Origin of the sequence: Chryseobacterium sp. UNC8MFCol, from assembly GCF_000482305.1 — a bacterium.
Taxonomy (GTDB): Bacteria; Bacteroidota; Bacteroidia; order Flavobacteriales; family Weeksellaceae; genus Chryseobacterium; species Chryseobacterium indologenes.
This window is the reverse complement of sequence record NZ_AXUZ01000016.1, coordinates 78,873-100,217: the sequence shown is the minus strand read 5'-3', so window position 1 is coordinate 100,217 and position 21,345 is coordinate 78,873. Positions and strand designations below refer to the sequence as shown.

At 34.5% G+C, this 21,345-nt stretch carries 17 protein-coding genes and 1 tRNA gene; 13 read left to right on the top strand and 5 right to left on the bottom strand.

Annotation, left to right across the window (positions count from 1 at the left end; all coding sequences use genetic code 11):
- Position 1 precedes the first annotated feature (1 nt).
- Both M030_RS0110935 and M030_RS0110930 read right to left on the bottom strand, forming a co-directional pair.
- A complete protein-coding gene (locus M030_RS0110935) occupies positions 2 to 2,107 on the bottom strand; it encodes a prolyl oligopeptidase family serine peptidase (protein ID WP_228375214.1) in 2,106 nt (701 codons plus the stop codon).
- A gap of 86 nt (positions 2,108 to 2,193) precedes the next feature.
- Positions 2,194 to 2,376: a hypothetical protein gene (locus M030_RS0110930; RefSeq protein ID WP_027373542.1), complete on the bottom strand. Its 183-nt coding sequence runs from the start codon at positions 2,374 to 2,376 to the stop codon at positions 2,194 to 2,196.
- 201 nt (positions 2,377 to 2,577) lie between these two features.
- Between M030_RS0110930 and M030_RS0110925 the strand changes: the two genes are divergently transcribed.
- The 7 genes from M030_RS0110925 (at position 2,578) to M030_RS0110895 (ending at position 11,727) form a co-directional block, all read left to right on the top strand.
- Positions 2,578 to 4,296, top strand: coding sequence for a helix-turn-helix domain-containing protein (locus M030_RS0110925; RefSeq protein WP_081806327.1), 1,719 nt, complete (start codon positions 2,578 to 2,580; stop codon positions 4,294 to 4,296).
- A gap of 227 nt (positions 4,297 to 4,523) precedes the next feature.
- Positions 4,524 to 6,695, top strand: a complete 2,172-nt coding sequence (locus M030_RS0110920; protein ID WP_027373540.1) for an outer membrane beta-barrel family protein — start codon at positions 4,524 to 4,526, stop codon at positions 6,693 to 6,695.
- Between the two features lie 128 nt (positions 6,696 to 6,823).
- The gene (locus M030_RS25510) at positions 6,824 to 6,982 is read left to right on the top strand and encodes a hypothetical protein (RefSeq protein ID WP_155857889.1); all 159 of its coding nucleotides are present in this window, start codon (positions 6,824 to 6,826) and stop codon (positions 6,980 to 6,982) included.
- Positions 6,983 to 7,093: 111 nt separating this feature from the next.
- Positions 7,094 to 7,264: a hypothetical protein gene (locus M030_RS25505; RefSeq protein ID WP_155857888.1), complete on the top strand. Its 171-nt coding sequence runs from the start codon at positions 7,094 to 7,096 to the stop codon at positions 7,262 to 7,264.
- A gap of 133 nt (positions 7,265 to 7,397) precedes the next feature.
- Positions 7,398 to 8,429 (top strand): hypothetical protein, encoded by a 1,032-nt coding sequence (locus tag M030_RS0110905; protein WP_027373539.1) that lies wholly within the window; start codon positions 7,398 to 7,400, stop codon positions 8,427 to 8,429.
- A 140-nt stretch (positions 8,430 to 8,569) separates the two neighbouring features.
- On the top strand, positions 8,570 to 9,529 hold the full coding sequence (locus tag M030_RS0110900; RefSeq protein WP_027373538.1) for a hypothetical protein: 960 nt from the start codon (positions 8,570 to 8,572) through the stop codon (positions 9,527 to 9,529).
- Positions 9,530 to 9,537: 8 nt separating this feature from the next.
- Complete coding sequence (locus M030_RS0110895) at positions 9,538 to 11,727, top strand: peptidase domain-containing ABC transporter (RefSeq protein WP_027373537.1); 2,190 nt, start codon at positions 9,538 to 9,540, stop codon at positions 11,725 to 11,727.
- Positions 11,728 to 11,799: 72 nt separating this feature from the next.
- On the opposite strand, the gene M030_RS0110890 is transcribed toward M030_RS0110895, so the two are convergent.
- From M030_RS0110890 to mce, 3 genes are all read right to left on the bottom strand, one after another.
- A complete protein-coding gene (locus M030_RS0110890; protein WP_027373536.1) occupies positions 11,800 to 13,239 on the bottom strand; it encodes a T9SS type A sorting domain-containing protein in 1,440 nt (479 codons plus the stop codon).
- Positions 13,240 to 13,397: 158 nt separating this feature from the next.
- Positions 13,398 to 13,471 (bottom strand) — tRNA-Ile (locus tag M030_RS0110885).
- A 62-nt stretch (positions 13,472 to 13,533) separates the two neighbouring features.
- The gene (gene mce, locus M030_RS0110880; RefSeq protein ID WP_027373535.1) at positions 13,534 to 13,932 is read right to left on the bottom strand and encodes a methylmalonyl-CoA epimerase; all 399 of its coding nucleotides are present in this window, start codon (positions 13,930 to 13,932) and stop codon (positions 13,534 to 13,536) included.
- A gap of 93 nt (positions 13,933 to 14,025) precedes the next feature.
- Between mce and rbfA the strand changes: the two genes are divergently transcribed.
- The 6 genes from rbfA to ribD all read left to right on the top strand — a co-directional run bounded on the left by rbfA (position 14,026) and on the right by ribD (position 21,231).
- On the top strand, positions 14,026 to 14,385 hold the full coding sequence (gene rbfA, locus M030_RS0110875) for a 30S ribosome-binding factor RbfA (protein ID WP_027373534.1): 360 nt from the start codon (positions 14,026 to 14,028) through the stop codon (positions 14,383 to 14,385).
- 3 nt (positions 14,386 to 14,388) lie between these two features.
- A complete protein-coding gene (locus M030_RS0110870) occupies positions 14,389 to 15,594 on the top strand; it encodes an ABC transporter permease (RefSeq protein ID WP_027373533.1) in 1,206 nt (401 codons plus the stop codon).
- 80 nt (positions 15,595 to 15,674) lie between these two features.
- Entirely contained in the window at positions 15,675 to 17,459 is a 1,785-nt protein-coding gene (locus tag M030_RS0110865; protein ID WP_027373532.1) for an endonuclease, read from the top strand.
- Positions 17,460 to 17,521: 62 nt separating this feature from the next.
- Positions 17,522 to 18,250 carry a shikimate dehydrogenase family protein gene (locus M030_RS0110860; protein ID WP_027373531.1) on the top strand — a complete coding sequence of 243 codons (729 nt, stop codon included), beginning with the start codon at positions 17,522 to 17,524 and terminating at the stop codon, positions 18,248 to 18,250.
- 83 nt (positions 18,251 to 18,333) lie between these two features.
- The gene (locus M030_RS0110855) at positions 18,334 to 20,133 is read left to right on the top strand and encodes a DUF349 domain-containing protein (RefSeq protein ID WP_027373530.1); all 1,800 of its coding nucleotides are present in this window, start codon (positions 18,334 to 18,336) and stop codon (positions 20,131 to 20,133) included.
- Positions 20,134 to 20,196: 63 nt separating this feature from the next.
- A complete protein-coding gene (gene ribD / locus M030_RS0110850; RefSeq protein ID WP_027373529.1) occupies positions 20,197 to 21,231 on the top strand; it encodes a bifunctional diaminohydroxyphosphoribosylaminopyrimidine deaminase/5-amino-6-(5-phosphoribosylamino)uracil reductase RibD in 1,035 nt (344 codons plus the stop codon).
- Positions 21,232 to 21,345: the final 114 nt, after the last annotated feature.

Genomic DNA, 21,345 nt, shown 5'->3' with positions numbered 1-21,345 from the left:
TCTACTTCTCTGTATTTTTTTGTTTGGGTTGATAATCCGGATGGCCAAGTTGCCATAATGCAAACGCAAACATTTCTCCAATATTCGAATAACGCTGTGCAACAGGTACATTCCCTGCATGTCCGCCTTCAAAATCTATTTTTAGTAATACCGGATTATTAGATGTGGTACTAGCCATTAATTTAGCGGCATATTTTACAGGCTCCCATACAGCAACTCTCTGATCATTTATTCCTCCTGTAATATAGGTAGCAGGATATTTTGTTCCCTTTTTAATGTGGTGGTAGGAGTCCATCTCGAGTAATGCTTTAAACTCCTTAGGATCTTTTATCGTTCCGAATTCTTTTGGCTGGGCATTAGGAGTTGTTTCATCTCTAATTGGATTCATAACGCCTACTTCAGCAATCACAGCTTTAAACAAATCAGGCCTTTCGGTCATAGCTCTTCCTACTGTAATGCCTCCTGCGCTGGCACCCCAAATTGCCACTTTATCTTTTGCAGTATATTTTTCTTTGATTAAATATTCAGTACAGTCAATCAGATCTCTCCATGTATTGGGTTTTGTTTCTTTTAAACCACCTAGGCGCCACTTTTCTCCTTTTTCACCACCACCTCGTACATGAGCCACTGCAACCATTCCTCCTTGATTCACCCACAGTAAATAAGTAGTAGAAAAGGATGGGTTTATTGAAAGGCCGTATGATCCATAACTATCAATCAAAACCATATTATTTCCGTTTTTCTTAAGATTCTTATTGTAAATCAAAGAAACTGGGATTTCTTCTCCATCTTTTGCTTTTACAGTAATTTCTTTGACAATAATATCTTCAAATTCGGGATATTTTGCAACAGGAGACAAGTTTTCAGGAATGAATGTATTGTTTTTCACATCATATTTGAAACGTTGGCCTTCATTAGCCCAACCAGCACAAGTTATCCAGATATCAGAAGAATTTTCTCCCTGAGATTGCAAATTAATACTTCCAGATGCATATGGAAGTTGAATAGGAGTATCTTTTCCATCCTTGTACAGGTATAATTTTGCTTCTACCCCATTTTTAGTTGTAGTATAATAGATTCCGTCTTTTGTAATCTTATAGCTTTTAATAAACTCGTCTTTTTTCTCGGGAACAAGAATTTCCGGATGTTTAAAGTTGGGGTTGTTAATACTAGTTTGGCATAGTTGATTAAATGACGTATTAAATGACGATAAAAAAAATACCTGATCTCCACATATATCAAGATTTCTTACTTTATCACTAGCATCATATAATGGTTTCCAGTTTTTCTTACCATTTAATAAGTCTTTTTTACTGATAAAGAATGTTTTTCTATAGCTTTCATAATCTACTAACATCCCTACATAGTATGGATCCTCTCTGTCAATATCGACAATCATCGGAAAATGTTCGTCGATAATATTTAAATCAGGATTATTTTTAGCAGAAAATACATCATTTATCTTTTTCGGATCTGTTCCGATTTTATATAAAACAGTTCGGGTATTCTTATAAAAATCTAAGGATTTAGAATCCGTAGTAGGGTAATAAAGATAGAAGAAACCGCTATTATCATCTAACCATTTTATGCCTCCGCCACTTACGGGCTCAATCTGTCCAATAACTTCAGGATAAATATATTTTTTCTTGACATCAAGAACAATAACTTCTGCCAATTCCTGTCCTTTTTCCGCCATTGAGATGGCAACCTTACTTCCATCCCAGCTTGGATTTATGTAATTGATTACAAATTCGTGATTTGTTTTTTCATTACTTCTATAACTGCTGGGATCATATAGTAATTCTTCTTTTCCTGATAACCCTTCTCTGGAATACAACTTTGCTACTTTCTCCGTATCATTCTTTTTTAAATAAAAATATTTTTCATTACTTGTCACTTTGAGATTAGTCAAAGAATAGCCCTGTCTTTTATCAAATTCAAGCCTTTTGTTCAAATAATAATTTTTGCTGGGAATAAGGTCTAATACTGATTTTGTATAGGAAGTCTGGGACTTCATCCAGTTCATAGTATTTGTATCATCAAGGTTTTCCAGATTTCTATAATCGTCAGAAATTTTAACTCCAAAATATTCATCTGTAGCACGCACTGATGGAGGTAAATTTGATTGTTGAGCATGAAAGAGAAAAGAAGAAAAGCAAGTAATGAAAAATAAGGGCCTCATAAATAAGTTAGTTATTTTACATGAGTATTTCTTAATGGAGTTGGTGTCTGATCGTCATCGCCATCACTATCAATAGCCATACTACCATTATTACCTGCATTATATCCACCTTTAATTACTTTCATATCGTTAATTTTCATAATTTGTACTTTCTTCAACGATAATTTTTTTTCTTGTTTAACTGATTTTTTCATCTAAATTTATTTTAAATTTTAACACAAATAAAAGGATATTTTTCAAATCAACAATGAAAAGGGCTTACGAATTTATAAATCAATAACATACAACAAACAATATAAAGCATTGAAAATAAGACAATTAAATATTTTTATATTGATTTTCAACTTAGTAGTTTTTTGAGTAAGAAAAATGTAAATTTGTACTGTATTGAAAAAATGATGAAGTTAATATTTATAATTTTATTGCTGTTGAGTAGCTTTGGAAATGCTCAAACAAAAACAATTGATTCTTTAGGTGAGTTTAATTATTCACAACTGAAGAATAAATTTGACGATTATTATAATAATGATAATGTTTCTGAATCTAAAAAAATTGCTAAATACTATTTACAGAAAGCAAAAAGAGAAAAAAATATTGTTCAGATAGCGGAAGGATATACTCTTATGCATTTTAATGAAAATTTCTCAACAGCCTTACAATATATTGACAGTATATCCACAGTTACAAAAGATATTAAAGGAAGTTACTGGATTTCCACAGTATACAGACTAAAAGGGAATCAGTACTACAAGTATGATCAATTAAAAGCAGCACTGGACAATTATATCTTAAGTTTAAAATATGCAAAAGAAGAAAAAGATGAAAAACTCATTGCCTATACCAACCTAAACATTGCCTATATCAACAGCTATATAGGCAGAAACGCTGAAGCGGCTAAAATTTTCAGATATTATTACAATAAAAAAGATTTTCTTAAGACAGAACATAATCAAAACAGGGTAAACCTGATCAACTGCTACATTGAAATTAACAAACTGGATTCTGCCAATATATTGATTCAACAGGGATTACAATATTCGATTGAAAACAAAAACAAATATAGCATTAGTCAATATCAATACTTATCAGGGCTTTATCATCTAAAGCAGAAGGAATATAAAACTGCAACCGATGAACTATTAAAAGCCTATAATTATTTTTCAGGAATCAAAGATAATAATGAAAATTATGCACTATACCATATAGGCAGGGCATATAACGGATTAGCAAACAAGGAAAAAGCAGTACAATATTTTACCCAGTTAGATTCTAATATACAGAGTAGTAATATTACCTTTCCTGAGCTTCGGGAGACCTACACCTATCTTATAGATTATTATAAAGAAAAAAACGATAAGGAGAAACAACTATATTATATTGATCGTTTTCTAAAAGTTGATAAAAAGCTTGATGAACAATTCCAGTATTTATCCACCGAACTCCCTAAAAAATACGATACTCCGAACCTGCTGCAGGAAAAGGAAGATATTATTACCGATTTAAAACATAGAAAAACACTTTTACATGTCTCTATCAGTATTTTAATACTCTTGCTTTTATTGCTCGCAGCATTTTACTATAAAACAAAAAAAGCCGAAAAAAAACATCGAAAAATTGCTCAAGAGCTGATTCAATGGGTTGAAAAAAAGAAATCAGAAACAGTATATGTCCCAAGTGAAAATGAGGTAAACATACCGGAAGTATCCGCAAAAGCTGAAATTACTGAAACTAAAATGATCAAAACTGTTCCTGACGATGTTGCTCAATCTATTTTAAAGGCTTTAGACCTTTTTGAAAGCAAACTGCAGTTTTTAAAGAATGGCATTACCCTGGCCAGTTTAGCAAAAAGTATAAAAACAAATACGACCTATCTATCTGAAATTATTAATAATCATAAAGGTAAAAACTTCACTGCTTACCTTAATGATCTACGTATTGACTACGTATTAGATGTGCTTGTAAAGGATAAAAAGTTTAGATCTTACAAATTACCGGCTATTGCGGAAGAAATAGGTTACAATAATGTGCAGGCATTTTCTATTGCCTTTAAGAAAAAGACAGGAATTACTCCCTCTATTTATATCAAAGAAATTGAGAAATCAATTATTCAATAATTTCATCTTTCACAATACTATAAAGCACTCACTTTCAGCAATTTAATTTTTTTTAATTTTTATAAAATCAAATACTGAATTTATAAATTACTTACCATATTCACCTTAAATTTATAAATCCTGATAGGCTTTTCTTGTTTTATCGCAAAAGCTCGTGCATCTTTGCTCCAGATAAAACATCAAACACTTATTTTTGAGTTTATCAAAATTTGTAATAACCTTTAGAAATGAAAAAAGTATTTTCCGCATTAAGTATCACTTTTACAATCTTCGCTTTTTCGCAAGAGAAAAAGAATGATTCTGTGGGAAAATTAATAGAAAAAGAAATACAGGAAGTTGAAATAAAGGCAAGAAAAAAGCTTGTAGAAAGAAAAATTGATCGGCTAGTATTTAATGTACAGAACTCTACATCTGCAACAGGCGGAGATGCAATGGACGCATTAAGAGTTACGCCCGGAGTAAAAGTAATTAATGATAAAATATCCATCATTGGTAAAAGTGGAGTTTCAGTTCTGATAGATGACAAAATTATGCACCTTGCCGGAGATGATTTAGCCAACTTTTTAAAGACTATACCTTCTGACCAGATTAAATCTATAGAAGTTATCACTACTCCACCGGCAAAATATGATGCACAGGGAAACGGAGGTCTTATTAATATAGTATTGAAAAAAACTAAAAAGAATAGCTGGAATGCTACCATAAGGTCATCTTATAAGCAAGCCACTTATGCGACAGGGAATCTTGGAGCAGATTTTAGTTTTCAAAAAGATAAAATCACGCTGTTCTCTTCTATTAATACGGGAGATGGAACCAGAAAAAACATTGATAACAGCAGTATTTATTATCCTGAAGAGAGATGGGAAAATAAAAGTCCGCGAAAGATTGAGAATAAATTCCTTTCAACAAGGCTTGGGCTGGATTATGATCTGACCAATAAACTTTCAATGGGATTTCAGTATTTAGGCAGTTTTTCTGAGATGAATATTAATGAAAATAATACAGCATCATATATTTATGACAGCCGGGATTATTTAAAATCATATATTATTTCGAAGGCAAAAAGTAATGAGAAGCCCAATTTGAATCAGTTTAATTTTCATACAATCTATAAATTGGATTCGTTAGGAAAAAAAATATCATTTGATGTGGATTATTTTTCTTTAAAAGATAAAAACACCCGAAATTACGATGGTAATTCCTGGGATAAGAATGATATTCCGCAATCGTACTTTGCAGCAATAAATAATAATAACCAAGATATTACAAACTATTCAGGAAAAATAGATGCTGAACTTCCGTTAGAATGGGCAAAACTCTCATTTGGAGGTAAGATTTCACAGTCCAGGACTCATAACAATGTCGTTTTTTATGACAATAGTTCAGGTACCCCGATTATAGATGAAAAACAAACCAATGAATTTGATTTTACAGAAAATACACAGGCATTATATTTTTCAGCCAACAAAAAACTGGGTGAAAAATGGGAAGCAAATGTAGGGCTGAGAGCCGAGAATACACAGACGAAAGGATATTCAAGGAATCTTGATCAGGAAAATAAAAATACATATTTTCAGCTTTTTCCTACCGCCTATCTTGCGTATACTCCAAATGACAACCACTCATTTAATATGACATACAGCAGAAGAATAAACAGACCCAATTATAATCAACTGAACCCTTTCAGGATATATGATAATCCTTACTCGTATGTAGAAGGAAATCCTTTTCTGAAACCTTCTTATACCAGTAACTTTGAGTTCATCTATACATTTGATAATCTGGAGTCTAAGATATACTATTCATATGAAAAAAATGGTTTTGAACAGCTGGGTATATTGGATAATGATACAAAAATAACCCGTTATTTTGTATTAAACTTCCTTAAAACCTACAATATTGGCCTTACAGAAAACATATCGTTTAATCCTGTAAAGTTCTGGACAACAACCAATTCATTTGATATTAATTATACAAAATCTACATCAGACACCCCGATAACGGTTGGTTCTCTGAATGGATGGAATACTTACCTTTCTACAGATAATGAATTTTCTTTAAATTCAAAAAAAACATTATCATTTAATGTAGGATACTGGATAAGCCTTCCCGGAGTAAACGGAGTAGATAAAGTGGGTACCAACCAATCTTTATATGCAGGACTTAAATTTTTAATGTTAGATAAAAATTTACAGCTCTCCATTATCGCAAATGATATTTTAAAAACACAAAAACCTGTTTATACGTCATATTCCAACGGTATAAAAACGATGTATCGAAACTATTATGACACGCAGTTTTTTACCTTATCCCTATCTTATAAGTTTGGAAATCAAAAACTTAAAGTTTCAAAACATAATTTTGGAAACCAGGAAGAAAAAAACAGAACAGGAAAATAAACTTTGAATGATTCTTTTTGTAAGTGTACAGTACAAAAAGACCATAATAAATCGCTAGCTAGCAAAAACCCTTGTCAGGGATAGTATGACAAAAAATAAAATTATTAATCCAACTAAAATTAATTAAAATGAAATTAGCAAATTTAAACACAGTTAAACCATTAGATCTTAAAACTATTAAACTTGTATCTGGAGGATATCAGATCGAAGACAGCCTTGAAATCGCAGAAGGCTCTAAGAAAAGAGATGTAGAATCTACTTCAAATGACTCTTTGAAGAGAGACTAATATAAGGAATATCCGTATACTGTCAGGCTTTTACTGACGGTATACGGTTTTCTACAATAGAATATCACAAATATTACTTATTATATGCCATAACCTTCAAAAACAAAAAAAATGACACCAAACAAAACTAAAATCAAATTAACAACTCTAAAGACAGTCAAGCTATTAAATAAAAAAGCAATGACTATTACCTTTGGAGGAAGCCTTTCAAAAGACATTGAAAGTACCGGAAGAGACAGCCAGGCCCGCGATATAGAATCGCATTGGAGCGACAATATGTAACAAATACGTTTCTGTATAAGGCAGTCTTACCAATACAAATCATCGCGTAAGAATTCTCTACATACTCAAAGTTGCCCTACAGAAAGTCAGAAAGTATTCTTTTAAGATCATCCATCCTTTAACATCAAAAAAAATGATACTTATACTATCTTATGACTGGTATGAGCAGGGAACCGACCCTGTAATAGACTGGCTTATCTATCAGAAGGCAGACTTCGCCAAAATTACAATTAATGATTTGGTTAACAGAACCACCGATACCAGACTTGACATCAATACCGGAGAAATATGGATCAATGGAATTGAAATAAGCCATAAGATAAATGTCATCTGGTTCAGGAGGTTTGAGCATGATATCCCTTTTGATTTTTCAAAAAAAACTGACGATCCTTTATTAAAACAAGCCGACTACGAATTACAACTGGAAATCAGAGAGCTGATGCAATATCTTTTCCAGCGATTTAAGAAAAAGACATGGATGCCTCATTATCTGGGAATAAATGCAAATAAGCTTGATCACATTTTTCACGCTAAAAAAAGCGGCGTAAAAATGCCTGAAACAATACTTTGCAATAACAAAGCAGACCTGTTATCATTTTATGAAAAGCATACACATGGGATTATCATGAAGCCCATCAGACACAGCGGATATTTTACAAAAGGAGAAAAAACATTTTCTATATATACCAATACCGTAAAAAAGAATTTTATTGAAACCTTACCGGAACATTTTACACCTACTCTTTTCCAGCAAAAAGTAGACTCTAAAATGGAAATAAGGGTTTTCTATATTGACGGCAGTTTTTATGCGACAGCAATTATCCTTACCGAAGAGAACAAGGAAACAGATGTAAAATTAAGCTTCGGCACAGACAGCATCAACTGGATACCTTACGAACTCCCAAAGGATTACAGAGTACAACTTATTGATTTTTTCCAGAGTTTACATTTAAATACCTGCTCCTTTGATGTGATGCTTACTCATGACAATGAATACATCTTATTGGACATAAACCCGGCCGGCCAGTATACAGCCCCTGGTAACAAATGTAATTATAAAATTGAACAAAAAATTGCCCACTGGCTCGTTGAAAATGATGAAAAAGAAAGAGAAAACCACCATATTCAGCAAAAAAACGCTGAAGGAACTGCCGTTAACCTATAGATTGATGACACAAATGGATACCGACAGCGTAGGAGAACTCTACACACGATCCATTTTTACCAACAGTAAAAAACATTTTTCAACAGGGTATAAAATGTACATTTCTACAAAACCCATATCAAATTTTATTATAAAGAAAGATGAATAAGTATTTGAATATTTTTTCTTTTTGCAAAGTGATTGAGGGAAAAGAAAATGCTATTATTTGCGATTTTCAAAAGAAAAATATAAAATATATCCCCTCATCGATGGTGGAAGTCATCAAAATGCTTTCTACATTACCTTACCTTGAAGTTGAAAATGCTTTCTCAGATCAAAAGGAGATTTTCAATAGCTATATCACCCTATTGCTTGCAGAAAAGTTTGCATTTTTCTCCGATCTGCGGGACGAATTTATCCCCATATCAGATATCTGGGAATCACCACAGGTGATAAACAATGCTATCATAGAATACGGATTTGAAAACTATACTATTACTCAAGCCATTGAACAGCTTGATGACTTAAATTGTCAGTTCCTGGAAATCCGGTTTCTGGCTTGCGGAAAGAAAAATATGGCATCCATAGAAGAAATTCTGAAGTACTGTAATAATCTGGTTTTACGATCCCTTAAAATATACCTTCCCTACGTCAGTCATAAGGTATCCTTACAAATTTATCATACACTAAAAAAGTTTAAAAAACTTGAAGCTATTGTATTTTATGAATCAGATAAAACAAAGGCAAATTATGTCTCGCAAAATATCCTGTTCACGAAAAAAAACATGGAATATATCAGGAGCAAAAACTTTGAGGAAACAGATTTAATTATTGATTTTGAATACTACAGAGAATCCCTGCAGTACAATCCATATTACAATAAAAAAGTATGTATTGACTATTTGGGAAATATAAAAAATTGTTTGAAAAACGAATTGATATTCGGTAATATTAACAAAAACAGTATTATTCAAATTCTAAAAGAAACGAAAATTAAAGAGCTTTGGCATGTATCACATGATATGATACTTGGTCTGAAGGATGATGAATTAAGATACAGCCGGCTTGTGTCCAACGACCTTAGAAAAACAGCAGAAGGCTTATATGAAATAATAAATTAAAAAAGGCCATGGGAAAGTTCATTTTTTTTAAACAGCTCGAGAGTGCTGATTGCGGAGCTACCTGCCTTAAAATGATAGCACAGTTCTACAATCGAAAGATAGATATCCGATATCTGAGGGAGATTGCCTATACCAATAAAAACGGAGTAACGTTGTCTTCCCTGATTAATGCTGCAGACACCATTGGCTTTGAAACTCTTCCTACACAAATAACTTTCGACCAATTATGTAATGATGTTCCACTCCCTGCAATACTGCATTGGAAAAACTCCCATTATGTGGTTGCCTATAAATCTGAAAAGAAAAACAACAAACAGTTTATTCATATTGCCGATCCGGCCTATGGAAAACTAAAATTACAGCAAAAAGAAACTGAGTCCCTATGGAATGTGGATCATGAGAAAAAAGGAATTACGCTCCTTTTTGAAGCTCATACCAATTTTAATCCCCATATGGATAGTGAAGTAAAAAAAATTGAATTTTCGTATTTCCTGCAGTACCTCAAACCCGTGTATGGAAAACTGGCGATTATATTCACATTAATTTTGCTCATCGCATCATTTAATTTTCTTTATCCCTATATTAATCAGCAACTGATTGATAAAGGAGTGAAGGATAAAAGCGTATATTTTATCATCTATTTCCTTGCAGCACAGTTGATCACCTATACTTCATCCATGATTATGGAATTTATTCAGGGATGGATATTTCTTACTGTAAAGGTTAGGTTTGGGTTAAAACTGGTTAATGATTTTCTCATTAAACTGATGAAAATGCCCATCTCATTTTTTGAGAACAAGCTATCTTCTGACATTCTTTTAAGAATAGCTGACCATGACAAAATTGAGAACTTCTTTTCTCAGCATACAATGCAGTTCATTATTTCTGTTCTTTCTTTTTTTATTTTCTCCATCGTCCTCATCCAATATTCAAATATGATTTTTTTGGTCTTTTTCACAGGATCAATAATCTCGGTTTTATGGGTTCTTTGGTTCCATAAAGTCAGAAAATTTTTAAATTATAAAAAATTTGAACTTGAATCTTTAAACAGAAATATTCTCTATGAAGTTGTCAATGGTATTTCTGACATAAAAATCAACAATTTTGAGGTTAAAAAAGTAAAAGAATGGAGAGACACACAACAAGAATTAGTTGAAGTCAACAAAAAGAATCTAAGACTATCCAATACTCAGGAATTTGGAATTAATTATCTGACTCAGATCAAAAACACTATCATTCTCGGCCTGGCTGCCTTTATGGTTATTGAAGACTCCATAACATTAGGAACCATGCTGGCCATTTCATTTATTATTGGCCAGCTTAATGCCCCTCTGGAACATTTCGTACTCTTTATCTATTCCTTACAAGATGCCAAGATAAGCCTGGAAAGGTTGATAGATGTCTATGAAAAAAAGGATGAAGAGGATATTTCAGGCGGTTCTATTAATGAAGTTTCAGCCCATGGTGATATTATTTTTAAGGATGTGAGCTTCGGCTATCAGAATCCCAATGAATACAAAATTTTTGAAAATTTAAATTTAACTTTAAAATCCAATTGTACAACAGCCATCGTGGGTACAAGTGGTAGTGGCAAAACGACTTTAATAAAACTCCTAATGAAATTTTATGAGCCCTTCACGGGAGAGATCACACTCAACAATAATTCGATCGAAAATTTCAATTTTAATAAGTGGAGAGAAAAAATAAGTGTCGTATTTCAGGATGGGTATATTTTTTCAGACTCCGTTAAAGGAAATATTGTAATGGGACAGGAATACGATGAAAATAAATTTAATCACATCATTTCTCAGGCCAATTTAAATGAAATCATAGATATACTCCCTCAAAATGCTGAAACAAAAATCGGTGAAAACGGATTAGGTTTAAGCAAAGGGCAACAACAACGTATTCTTATCGCAAGGGCTATGTACAAAAACCCGGAAATTCTCATTTTAGATGAGGCAACAAGTGCATTAGACTCTGTAAATGAAAAAATAATACACCACAATCTGCAAAATTTTTTCAAAGGAAAAACAGTGATCATTATTGCTCACAGACTCTCAACAGTAAAAAATGCCGATCAGATATTAGTGCTGAAACAAGGGAAAGTGGTGGAAGCCGGAAACCATCAGCAACTGGTGGATAATAAAAAAGAATATTATACCCTTGTAAAAAATCAGCTGGAACTTGACAGTTGATCACAACTTATAGCTAAAAAAAAACCACTCACATTACTGTAAGTGGTTTGATTTTTTTATTTCCCCAAAAGCTTATTCCTTTATGACCTTATGCGTGATGATTTTCCCTGATTTTGTAGTTGCTGTGACAAAATATACTCCTTTAACAAGTTTCCTCACATTGAAAGATTTTCCGGCAGTGAAAGTCTGAATGATCACTTTTCCCGAAATATCAAGTATTTTGATTGTGGAGACCTCTTCTGAAAAATGAAGATTTTCACTTACAGGGTTCGGATACACCGTTATCATCTCTTTTGTATTAAAACTGGAAGCAGACAAACTTCCTGCCACACTCAGACGTGCAATTCTATTCTGATCTACCCCTTTATAACTGGTAAAATATCCTCCAACCACAATTTTCCCGTCAGGTTGTAATGAAACGGTCTCTACATTGCTGAGTGTTCCAAAAAATCCGGTTCCGATGTCAAATGAGGTATCAAGACTTCCATTCGCATTAATTCTCGCCAGGCATCTCCTGGCAATTCCATTATAGCTTAAAAAGCCACCTCCTAAAAGGATTTTTCCATCCGGCTGTAATTCAATGTCATTCACAAAATAATTATCTACACCTGCGACTGCCACAAATGATGTATCTACGTTTCCATTTGTGTTGAGTCGTACAATCCGGTTTTGGGTCGTTCCTTTATAAGTGGTAAAATATCCTCCGACAAGGATCTTGTCATCAGGTTGAACTACGATTATCTGAACAACTGCTCCACCGGGACTGCCACCAAATCCTGTCCCAATATTAAACGAACTGTCAACAGTACCATTCATATTTAGACGGACAATATAATTTACATTGGTGAACGAATAAGATTTAAAACTGCCACCCGCAACAATTTTACCGTCAGATTGCAAGGCAATAGTCTTAACATCTGCATTAAAGCCTGAACCAACGACAAATGAAGTATCTATAGTTCCGTCCGTATTGATGCGGGCAATACGTTGTCGCGGAGTTCCATTATAGTCTGTAAATCTGCCACCTACAAGAATTTTTCCGTCATTCTGTATAGCCATTGTATTGACAAATGCCATCCCTCCGGATGTTGTAAGCCCATTTCCCATATTAAAAGACGTATCTATACTGCCATCTGCGTTTAAACGGGTAATACTGTTTTGAGTAATTCCATTGTACGAGGTAAAATCGCCTCCCACAAGGATTTTACCATCAGCCTGTAAAACAATACTATAAACAACCGCATCAAACCCTGCTCCTACATTAAAAGAAGTATCTAGGCTTCCATCCGCATTTAAGCGGGCAATATTGCTTCTGGATATCCCCCGGTAAGTAGTAAACCAACCTCCTACAAGAATTTTTCCATCCGGTTGTACAGCAGTAGTCATCACTGCGTTGTTAAATCCTGCTTCGGTAACAAAAGATGTATCGAGATCTACGTTTGCCTGTGCCTGCGATTCTCCACTCCATAGCAACAGGACAAAAAAGCTGATAAGAAATAAAACTTTTTTCATAAATACATAAGTTATTAGTTAAATATTGAACAGAAAATTAAGATTCCCGCAATAAGTGGCAAATATAGAAAAACTCTTGACTTACATCCTGAATAATAAAAATGTTACTATAATCATAAAAAAAACCACTCACATTACTGTAAGTGGTTGCTTTTATGTGGTCCCACCTGGGCTCGAACCAGGGACCACCTGATTATGAGTCAGGTGCTCTAACCAACTGAGCTATAGGACCTCAAAACTTGGTTAAATTTTGTGTTTGCAAAAATAGTAAAATTTCTTTCACTACAAAATTTTTTATTGCTTTTCTTGGCAAAGTTCTACCAGCACGCCGTTTGTGGATTTCGGGTGAAGGAAGACAACTAATTTATTATCAGCACCTTCTTTTGGTTCTTCGGAAATAAACTGAAATCCTTCTTTTTTTAATCTTTCTACTTCTTCCAGTATATTTTCAACCCCGAAGGCCAGATGATGGATGCCTTCCCCTTTCTTTTCTATAAATTTTGAGATCGGGCTTTCCGGATTACTGGCTTCCAACAGCTCAATTTTGCTTTCTCCTGTTTCATAGAAAGAAGTCACCACCCCTTCCCTTTCTACTGTTTCTTTCTTATAGGATTCTTTTCCCAACAATTTAGTAAAAAGATCGTCCGAGATTCCCAAAGACTTTACAGCAATACCAATATGTTCTAGTTTCATATAGACTAATAAATATAATTAAATCGTAAATTTGATACCGGAGCAGAATTTCAAAGTATCAATTCAAACAAAAGTACTAAATTTGCAGAAATTATGGAAAGTAACAGACAAAGAAAAGTAGCACAGATCATTCAGGAAGATTTTGCAGAACTTTTTCGCAAACAGGCTTCAGAAAGTAAGCAAAGTATATTGGTATCCGTTTCAGATGTGAAAGTAACCGCAGACTTAGGAATTGCTAAAATTTATTTAAGCATTTTCCCACAGGAATTCCGTACTGCAGTGATGAAGGAAATTGAAGAAAATAAACCTCAATACAGAAATTTCATCGGCCAGAAAATGGCAAAACAGGTACGTATTATTCCACAGCTTAACTTCTACCTGGACACCGCTCTTGATGACGTTGAAAAATTGGAAAGAGAATTAAGAGGCGAAGGCGACAATCCTGTTTTATAGATCTTGAAGAATATTGCATTTTACATAGCATCCAGATACCTTTTGGCCAAAAAAGGGAGTACCGCCGTTACGTTTATAACGTGGCTGTCTGTTGGTGCCATGACGGTTGCTGTGACTGCAATGTTCGTCATTATTTCCGTTTTTTCCGGGCTGGAGGATTTAAATAAAGATCTTATCTCTAATCTTCATGCCGACCTTACCCTAAAAAGTACTTCGGGAAAAACGATTAAAAACCTCGATAAAGTGAATGCCGCTTTATCTGCTCATAAAGAAATTACAAGCTTTTCCCGTGTTATTGAGGAAAAAGTATATATCAGTTCCAATGGGAAAGGCGACATTGCTTATTTAAGAGGTGTCGATTCCGCATATATTAAGGTTAATCCTATTAATAAGGATGTATTTTATGGAACTTACCCGAGCTTCAAATACTCGAATGAAGTATTAATGGAGAATAGCCTTGACAACAGGCTATCCATTCCCGTTGATTCATCCAATAATTATGCAACGATCTTTATGCCGAAGCCGGGAACCGGTATGATCAGTAAAGAAGAAGATATTTATAACAAGCGGGATATTTCGGTCACAGGAGTTTTCCCCGGAAAAGACCAGCTGGACAGTTATATTATCTCTCCTATTGAGCTTACCGAAGAGCTATTAAATCTTCCTAAAAAATCAGCGTATCAGATTGTCATTAAATTAAAAAATTCCGAAAATGCAGATGCTGTAAAGCAAAGCCTGTTATCTTCTCTCGGAAAAACAGTTGAAATAAAAACAAAAGAAGAGGAAAACGCGGCTTTCTGGAAAATGATCAATACCGAAAAACTGTTTATCTATCTTATTTTTGCCCTGGTGATTTTCATTACCACCTTTAATCTTGCCGGAGCGATTATTATTTTACAGCTTGATAAAAAAGAACAGGCAAAATCACTTATTTCCCTAGGCTTTCCTTTGAGCCATTTACGAATGACCTATTTCTATACCGGAATTCTCATTGTTATTTCAGGAGTGATTACCGGTTTAATATTCGGGACAGCATTATGTTACTTCCAGTTGTATACGGAATTCTTCAGAGCGAATGAAGTTCTTCCTTTCCCGGTTAAAATTGTTGGTAAAAATTACTTTATCGTAGCTCTTACGGCATCCGTATTTGGAATTGCCATTTCATGGTTCTTTTCAAAGATCAGCAAAGAGTATATTACTAAAAGTTAACACATAACAGATATACATTTCGTAAAATTAATCCTTTACGGTTTCATTTTTTTGTACATTTACGCCCCAATTTAAAAAAAATGAAACGAATTTTATCTTTTTTCTTATTAAGCTTTGCATTTATCACTGCAGTAGCGCAGATCCCCAACGGATATTATAATCAGGCAGCCGGATTAGCAGGTGCTCCTTTGAAAACAGCCCTAAAAAACATTATAGAAAACGGACACCAGGATCATGGATATGATGGATTATGGAATGCCTATAACACTACAGATCGTGACTATTTTTACGAAAACGACGGAACCGTTCTGGATATTTATTCCGAAGATCCTGCAGGGGCAGACCCATACAATTTCACACCTGGTGTTAAAAAATGTGGAAACTACTCCAGTGAAGGAGACTGCTATAACCGTGAGCACATTATTCCACAGAGCTTATTTAGTTCTGCTTCGCCCATGGTTGCAGATGTTCACTTCATTCGTCCCACAGACGGAAAAGTAAACGGAAAAAGATCAAACTTTCCTTTCGGAAAAGTAGAAACACCTTCTTTTACATCCTTAAATCAATCAAAATTAGGAAACTCAGTTTCTCCAGGATATTCAGGAACAGTATTTGAACCTATAGATAATTTTAAAGGAGATGTTGCCAGAATGATCTTTTATTTTGTTACAAGATATGAAGCCAAGCTTTCAACATTTTCTACAGGAAATATGCTGGGAGGCTCAGCATTCCCTGGCTTACAGCCTTGGGCATTGAAACAGTACATGGAATGGCACGTAATGGATCCTGTTTCAGCCGAGGAAATTGCCAGAAATAATGCGTCTTATACTTATCAGGGAAACAGGAACCCGTTTATTGACCACCCGGAATACGCCAATCAAATCTGGGGAGATCCGGTTTTAGACACTACACCCCCTACTGCAGCTACCAATCTGGTGGCCAATAACCCTACTTCAAACTCTGTTGCGTTAAGCTGGACAGCTGCAACCGATAATATCGGAGTCGCGTCTTACCAGATCTATGCCAATAATGCATTAAAAGCTACAGTAAGCGGAACAACGACTTCAACTACCGTTACCGGTTTATCACCACTGACAACATATGAGTTCTATATTATCGCTAAAGATGCTTCAGGGAATTCTTCAGCGCAAAGTGCTCCTGCCACCGAGACCACACTTGACGGGCCTGTTGTACTACCAAGCTGCGGGACTGAAGACTTTAGTGGCATTCCGGGCTCAGACAACAGCTACGATACGAGAACATGGACAAGTAATAATATAACATGGACTGCCACCGATGCAAGAGTAGATCAAACGATCAGCGGTAAAGCAATCACCATCAGAAACGGAAGCTTAACAAGTTCTACACTTTCCGGAGGAATTCAGAGCTTAACTGTGACAACCCAGGTAAAATTTGGAAACAGTGGTAATTTTAAACTGTTCATCAATGATGTCAATGTAGGAACAATACCTTACAGCGCAAGTGTACAAACCACTAAAATTGACAATATTAATGTAACCGGAAATATTGTTATCAGACTGACCAACTCATCCACTTCACACAGAGTGGCTTTGGATGACCTGTCATGGACTTGCTATAGTGGCTCACTGGCAACAGTTGACACTCAAAAGAGCAAATCAGACTTCTCCATCTACCCTAACCCCGTAAAAAACAATGAACTGTTTGTAAAAGGCGAAAATCTAAACAAAATTTCAAAAGCTGAGATCTATGACCTTTCAGGGAAACTGATTGAAACTTTTGCCCAGCCTTTCAAAAATTCAAATAAAATCCATTTTAAAGGTTTGGTAAAAGGAACATACATCTTAAAAACAGATAATTTCTCTACTAAATTTATCGTGGAATAATTAATAAAAATATTTCAAACTAAAGGCCGGATTTGTCCGGTCTTTTTTTTATTTTTGATCATATGGATTCTAACAAAAAATTAGGACTGATAGGCAGGAATATTTCCTATTCTTTTTCTAAAAAATTCTTCGAAAACAAGTTTCAAAAGCTTATGCTTAAGGACTTTTCCTATGATATTTTTGACCTGAGCGAAATTAATGAAGTAGAAAAACTTTTTTCTTCGCCGGGACTTTTAGGTTTTAATGTGACCATTCCCTACAAGGAAAAAATCATTGATTACCTTGATGAACTCAGTGACGAAGCCGAAACAATTGGAGCCGTAAACTGTGTTTTAATTAAAAATGGTAAAAAAACGGGATACAATACTGATGCATTCGGTTTTGAAAAAACTCTTCTTCTTCATAAAAAAGAACTCCAGGATAAAGCATTGATCCTCGGAAACGGAGGTGCTGCCAAAGCGGTAAAATACATTCTTGACAAGCATAATATCCCTTCCAAAACAATTTCAAGAAGTACAGAAATTAATTTTGAAAATCTTGATAAAACGACAGTTGAGAATCACAAAATCATCATCCAATGCACTCCCGTCGGAACTTTCCCTAATGTGGAAGACCGCCTGAGTTTTCCTTTCGAAGGACTCTCCGCCGATCATTTGGTGATCGACCTGATCTACAACCCCAACTACACCCAGTTCATCATCAAAGCCTCAGAGAAAGGAGCAAAAACCGTAAACGGTTATTATATGCTTGAACAACAAGCAGAAAAAGCTTGGGAAATTTGGAATTTTTAAAAAAAATAACATAAATTAGTGCTTTAATTGGCTTTACAGCTATATTTGAAGGATATTAACGCCACTCACATAAAAGATTTGCTATGATTACAGAAAACAATCTTTCTGAAAACGAAGAAAAGAATCCTAACGAAGTACCACAAGAATCATCAGAAAACATTACGTCTCCTGATGCCAATCACCATGATGATGAAAATGAACATGCAGAAGAACATGATGATGTTGAAATTTCTTTAGCAGATGCTTTAAAGGAAATGGAAAAAATCATTAACACTCCCAACGCAGGCGAGAATTTCAGAAGATTCAGCCTGTTGAAAGAGAAAGCAAGTCATTACATCCATGATGAAGTGGAAGATAAGAAACACGAATATGTGGACGCAGGGAATGCTCCGGAAAATTTCAGTTACGAACACCCTTCCCAGGCTAAATATTCAGCATTAGTGAATATTTTCAGGGAAAAGCATGATGATTTCCAGAAAGGCCAGGAAGAAGAGCAGAAGAAAAATCTTGAGCATCGCCAGAATATCATTGAAAGACTAAAAAATCTATACACCAGCTCTGAGCCGGGAATCAATCTTTTCAAATCGATTCGTGAGATCAAAGAAGAATGGTCAAAAGCAGGACAGGTAGCCAAATCTGAATTTAAAATTCTTAATAATAACTATTTCCACCATTTGAATCAGTTTTATCAAATGCTGGATCTTAACAAAGAATTTTTAGAGCAGGAATACAGCCACAACTTAGAAAAAAGACAGCACATTATCGCTCGTGCCCAGGAACTGGAAAACGAACCGGTGATTCAGAAGGCGCTCAATGAGCTGCAATATCTTCACAAACTTTGGAAAGAAGAGGCAGAGCCTGTTGCAGAAGAATTCCGTGAAAAAACATGGGAAGAGTTTAAAGAAATTTCCAATAAAATTCACGAAAGAAAATCTGAACTTTCTGCCGTGATTGAACAGGAACAAAGTGCCAATCTGGAAAAGAAAAACCAGATCATTGCGGAGATCAAAAAGCTTTCAGAACCTTCTGAAACCCCAAACCACAACTATTGGCAAAATGCTATCAAAAGAGTGGAAGACCTTCGTTCTGATTTCTTAAAAACCGGAAGTGTACCGAGAAAACTTTCCAACCAAAACTGGAATGATTTTAAAACAACGCTCCGAGGCTTCAATACCACGAAGAACAACTATTACAAATCGTTAAAAGGTTCTCAGCAGGCTAACCTGGAAGAAAAATTAAAACTTATCCAGACTGCTCAGGACAATATGAACAATGAAGAATGGGATATCGCGGTTCCGCTATTCAAAAAACTTCAGGAAGACTGGAAAAAAATCGGCCACGTTCCAAAGAGCATGACCAATAAGATCTGGGACGAATTCCGTGATGCTTGTAATGCGTTCTTCAACAATTACAGAGAGAAAAGCAATACTTCTACAGATAACTGGAAGGAGAATTACAAAAACAAAAAAGCACTTCTTGATGAATTGAAAATGGTAACCAACGAAGAAGGAAGTATCGAAAAAATCGAACAGATTAAAACTTCGTGGAACAATATAGGAAAAGTTCCGAGAGATAAGATCGCAATCAACTCTGAATTTAATAAGACGTTAAGAGAAAAATTAAAGATCAATAAAATCAACGAACTGGAACTTAAAGAAGAAGGTCTATCTGAAAATCAGCTTACCGATAAGGCAAGAAAGATTAAAAACCAGATTTCAGATCTTGAAGGTGAAATCGTTAAACTGGAAAATAACCTTTCCTTCTTTAACAAGCCATCAAGAGAAAATCCTTTATTGAAAGACACTTACAATACGATTGACGAGAAAAAAGCTCATTTGGAAACATTAAAGCAAAATCTTCATAATATTATTACAGGAGATTAATTCTTAACAAAATAAATAAAGGCGGAGCAAAGCAATTTGTCTTCGCTTTTTCTTTTTACAAACATGAACAACGACGAATTATATATTAAAAGATGTATTGAGCTGGCTCAAAAAGCCCTGGGAAGAACGTACCCCAACCCTCTTGTGGGAAGTGTAATTGTTCACGATGGAAAAATTATCGGTGAAGGTTATCACCATAAAGCCGGAGAAAATCATGCTGAGATCAACGCTATCAATTCTGTAAAAAATAAAGAACTCATCCCTGAATCTACGATTTACGTTTCATTGGAACCTTGTGCCCATTATGGCAAAACACCTCCTTGTGCTTTAAAAATAAAAGAATTAGGTTTTAAAAAAGTTGTTATTGGTGCCATGGATTCTCATGATAAGGTTAACGGAAAAGGAAAAAAGATTATTCAGGAAGCCGGTATAGAAGTCATTTCAGGAATTCTGGAAAACGAATGCATTGAACTCAACAAGAGATTTTTTACCTTCCACGAAAAGAAAAGACCTTATATCATTTTGAAATGGGCAGAATCCGGTGACGGATTTTTAGATCGAGATTTCAAGCCTACTGCCATTTCGAATTCTTTAGTGAATCAATTTGTACATCAGGTAAGAGCTGATGAACATGCCATTTTGATAGGCACTCAAACCGCATTGAATGACAACCCGGGTTTAACGGTCAGAAATGTAGAAGGTATAAATCCTGTCAGGATTTTAATTGATTTTGATTTAAAAGTTCCGGAACATTTTTCACTCTATAACAAAGAAGCCAGAACATTAATTTTTAATTCTGTAAAGGAAGAGACTCAAGAATATATTCAGTTCATTACAATTGATAAGGAAAACTTTTTACCGGATCTGATGAATGCCTTATACAAAGAACAAATACAATCTGTGATCATCGAAGGCGGGCGCTTTACTCTTCAACAATTTATTGATGCTGATCTTTGGGACGAAGCCATCGTCATTAAAAATGAAGGATTAATATTAGAAAACGGAACTAAAGCTCCGGAATTTAATTATATTCCCTTTAAAAAGCAAGAGTACAGAGACAACATAATCACCTACTACCGGAGACAATACATAATATAGATATCTTCTTATCAACATAATTAATCATAAAGACAAAGCTACCTTTATTTTCAAATCATTATTTCAACTTTTATTTTATTACATAAAAAAAGCTAAATCATCATATTATATAGG

Bases quoted from the DNA above. Each gene is read 5' to 3' on its own strand.
- M030_RS0110895 (WP_027373537.1), top strand. From the start codon at position 9,538: ATGGGAAAGTTCATTTTTTTTAAACAGCTCGAGAGTGCTGATTGCGGA.
- M030_RS0110905 (WP_027373539.1), top strand. From the start codon at position 7,398: ATGATACTTATACTATCTTATGACTGGTATGAGCAGGGAACCGACCCT.
- M030_RS25505 (WP_155857888.1), top strand. From the start codon at position 7,094: ATGACACCAAACAAAACTAAAATCAAATTAACAACTCTAAAGACAGTC.
- M030_RS0110860 (WP_027373531.1), top strand. From the start codon at position 17,522: ATGGATTCTAACAAAAAATTAGGACTGATAGGCAGGAATATTTCCTAT.
- M030_RS0110855 (WP_027373530.1), top strand. From the start codon at position 18,334: ATGATTACAGAAAACAATCTTTCTGAAAACGAAGAAAAGAATCCTAAC.
- M030_RS0110900 (WP_027373538.1), top strand. From the start codon at position 8,570: ATGAATAAGTATTTGAATATTTTTTCTTTTTGCAAAGTGATTGAGGGA.
- rbfA (WP_027373534.1), top strand. From the start codon at position 14,026: ATGGAAAGTAACAGACAAAGAAAAGTAGCACAGATCATTCAGGAAGAT.
- M030_RS0110920 (WP_027373540.1), top strand. From the start codon at position 4,524: ATGAAAAAAGTATTTTCCGCATTAAGTATCACTTTTACAATCTTCGCT.
- M030_RS25510 (WP_155857889.1), top strand. From the start codon at position 6,824: ATGAAATTAGCAAATTTAAACACAGTTAAACCATTAGATCTTAAAACT.
- mce (WP_027373535.1), bottom strand. From the start codon at position 13,932: ATGAAACTAGAACATATTGGTATTGCTGTAAAGTCTTTGGGAATCTCG.
- M030_RS0110925 (WP_081806327.1), top strand. From the start codon at position 2,578: ATGATGAAGTTAATATTTATAATTTTATTGCTGTTGAGTAGCTTTGGA.
- ribD (WP_027373529.1), top strand. From the start codon at position 20,197: ATGAACAACGACGAATTATATATTAAAAGATGTATTGAGCTGGCTCAA.
- M030_RS0110865 (WP_027373532.1), top strand. From the start codon at position 15,675: ATGAAACGAATTTTATCTTTTTTCTTATTAAGCTTTGCATTTATCACT.
- M030_RS0110890 (WP_027373536.1), bottom strand. From the start codon at position 13,239: ATGAAAAAAGTTTTATTTCTTATCAGCTTTTTTGTCCTGTTGCTATGG.
- M030_RS0110930 (WP_027373542.1), bottom strand. From the start codon at position 2,376: ATGAAAAAATCAGTTAAACAAGAAAAAAAATTATCGTTGAAGAAAGTA.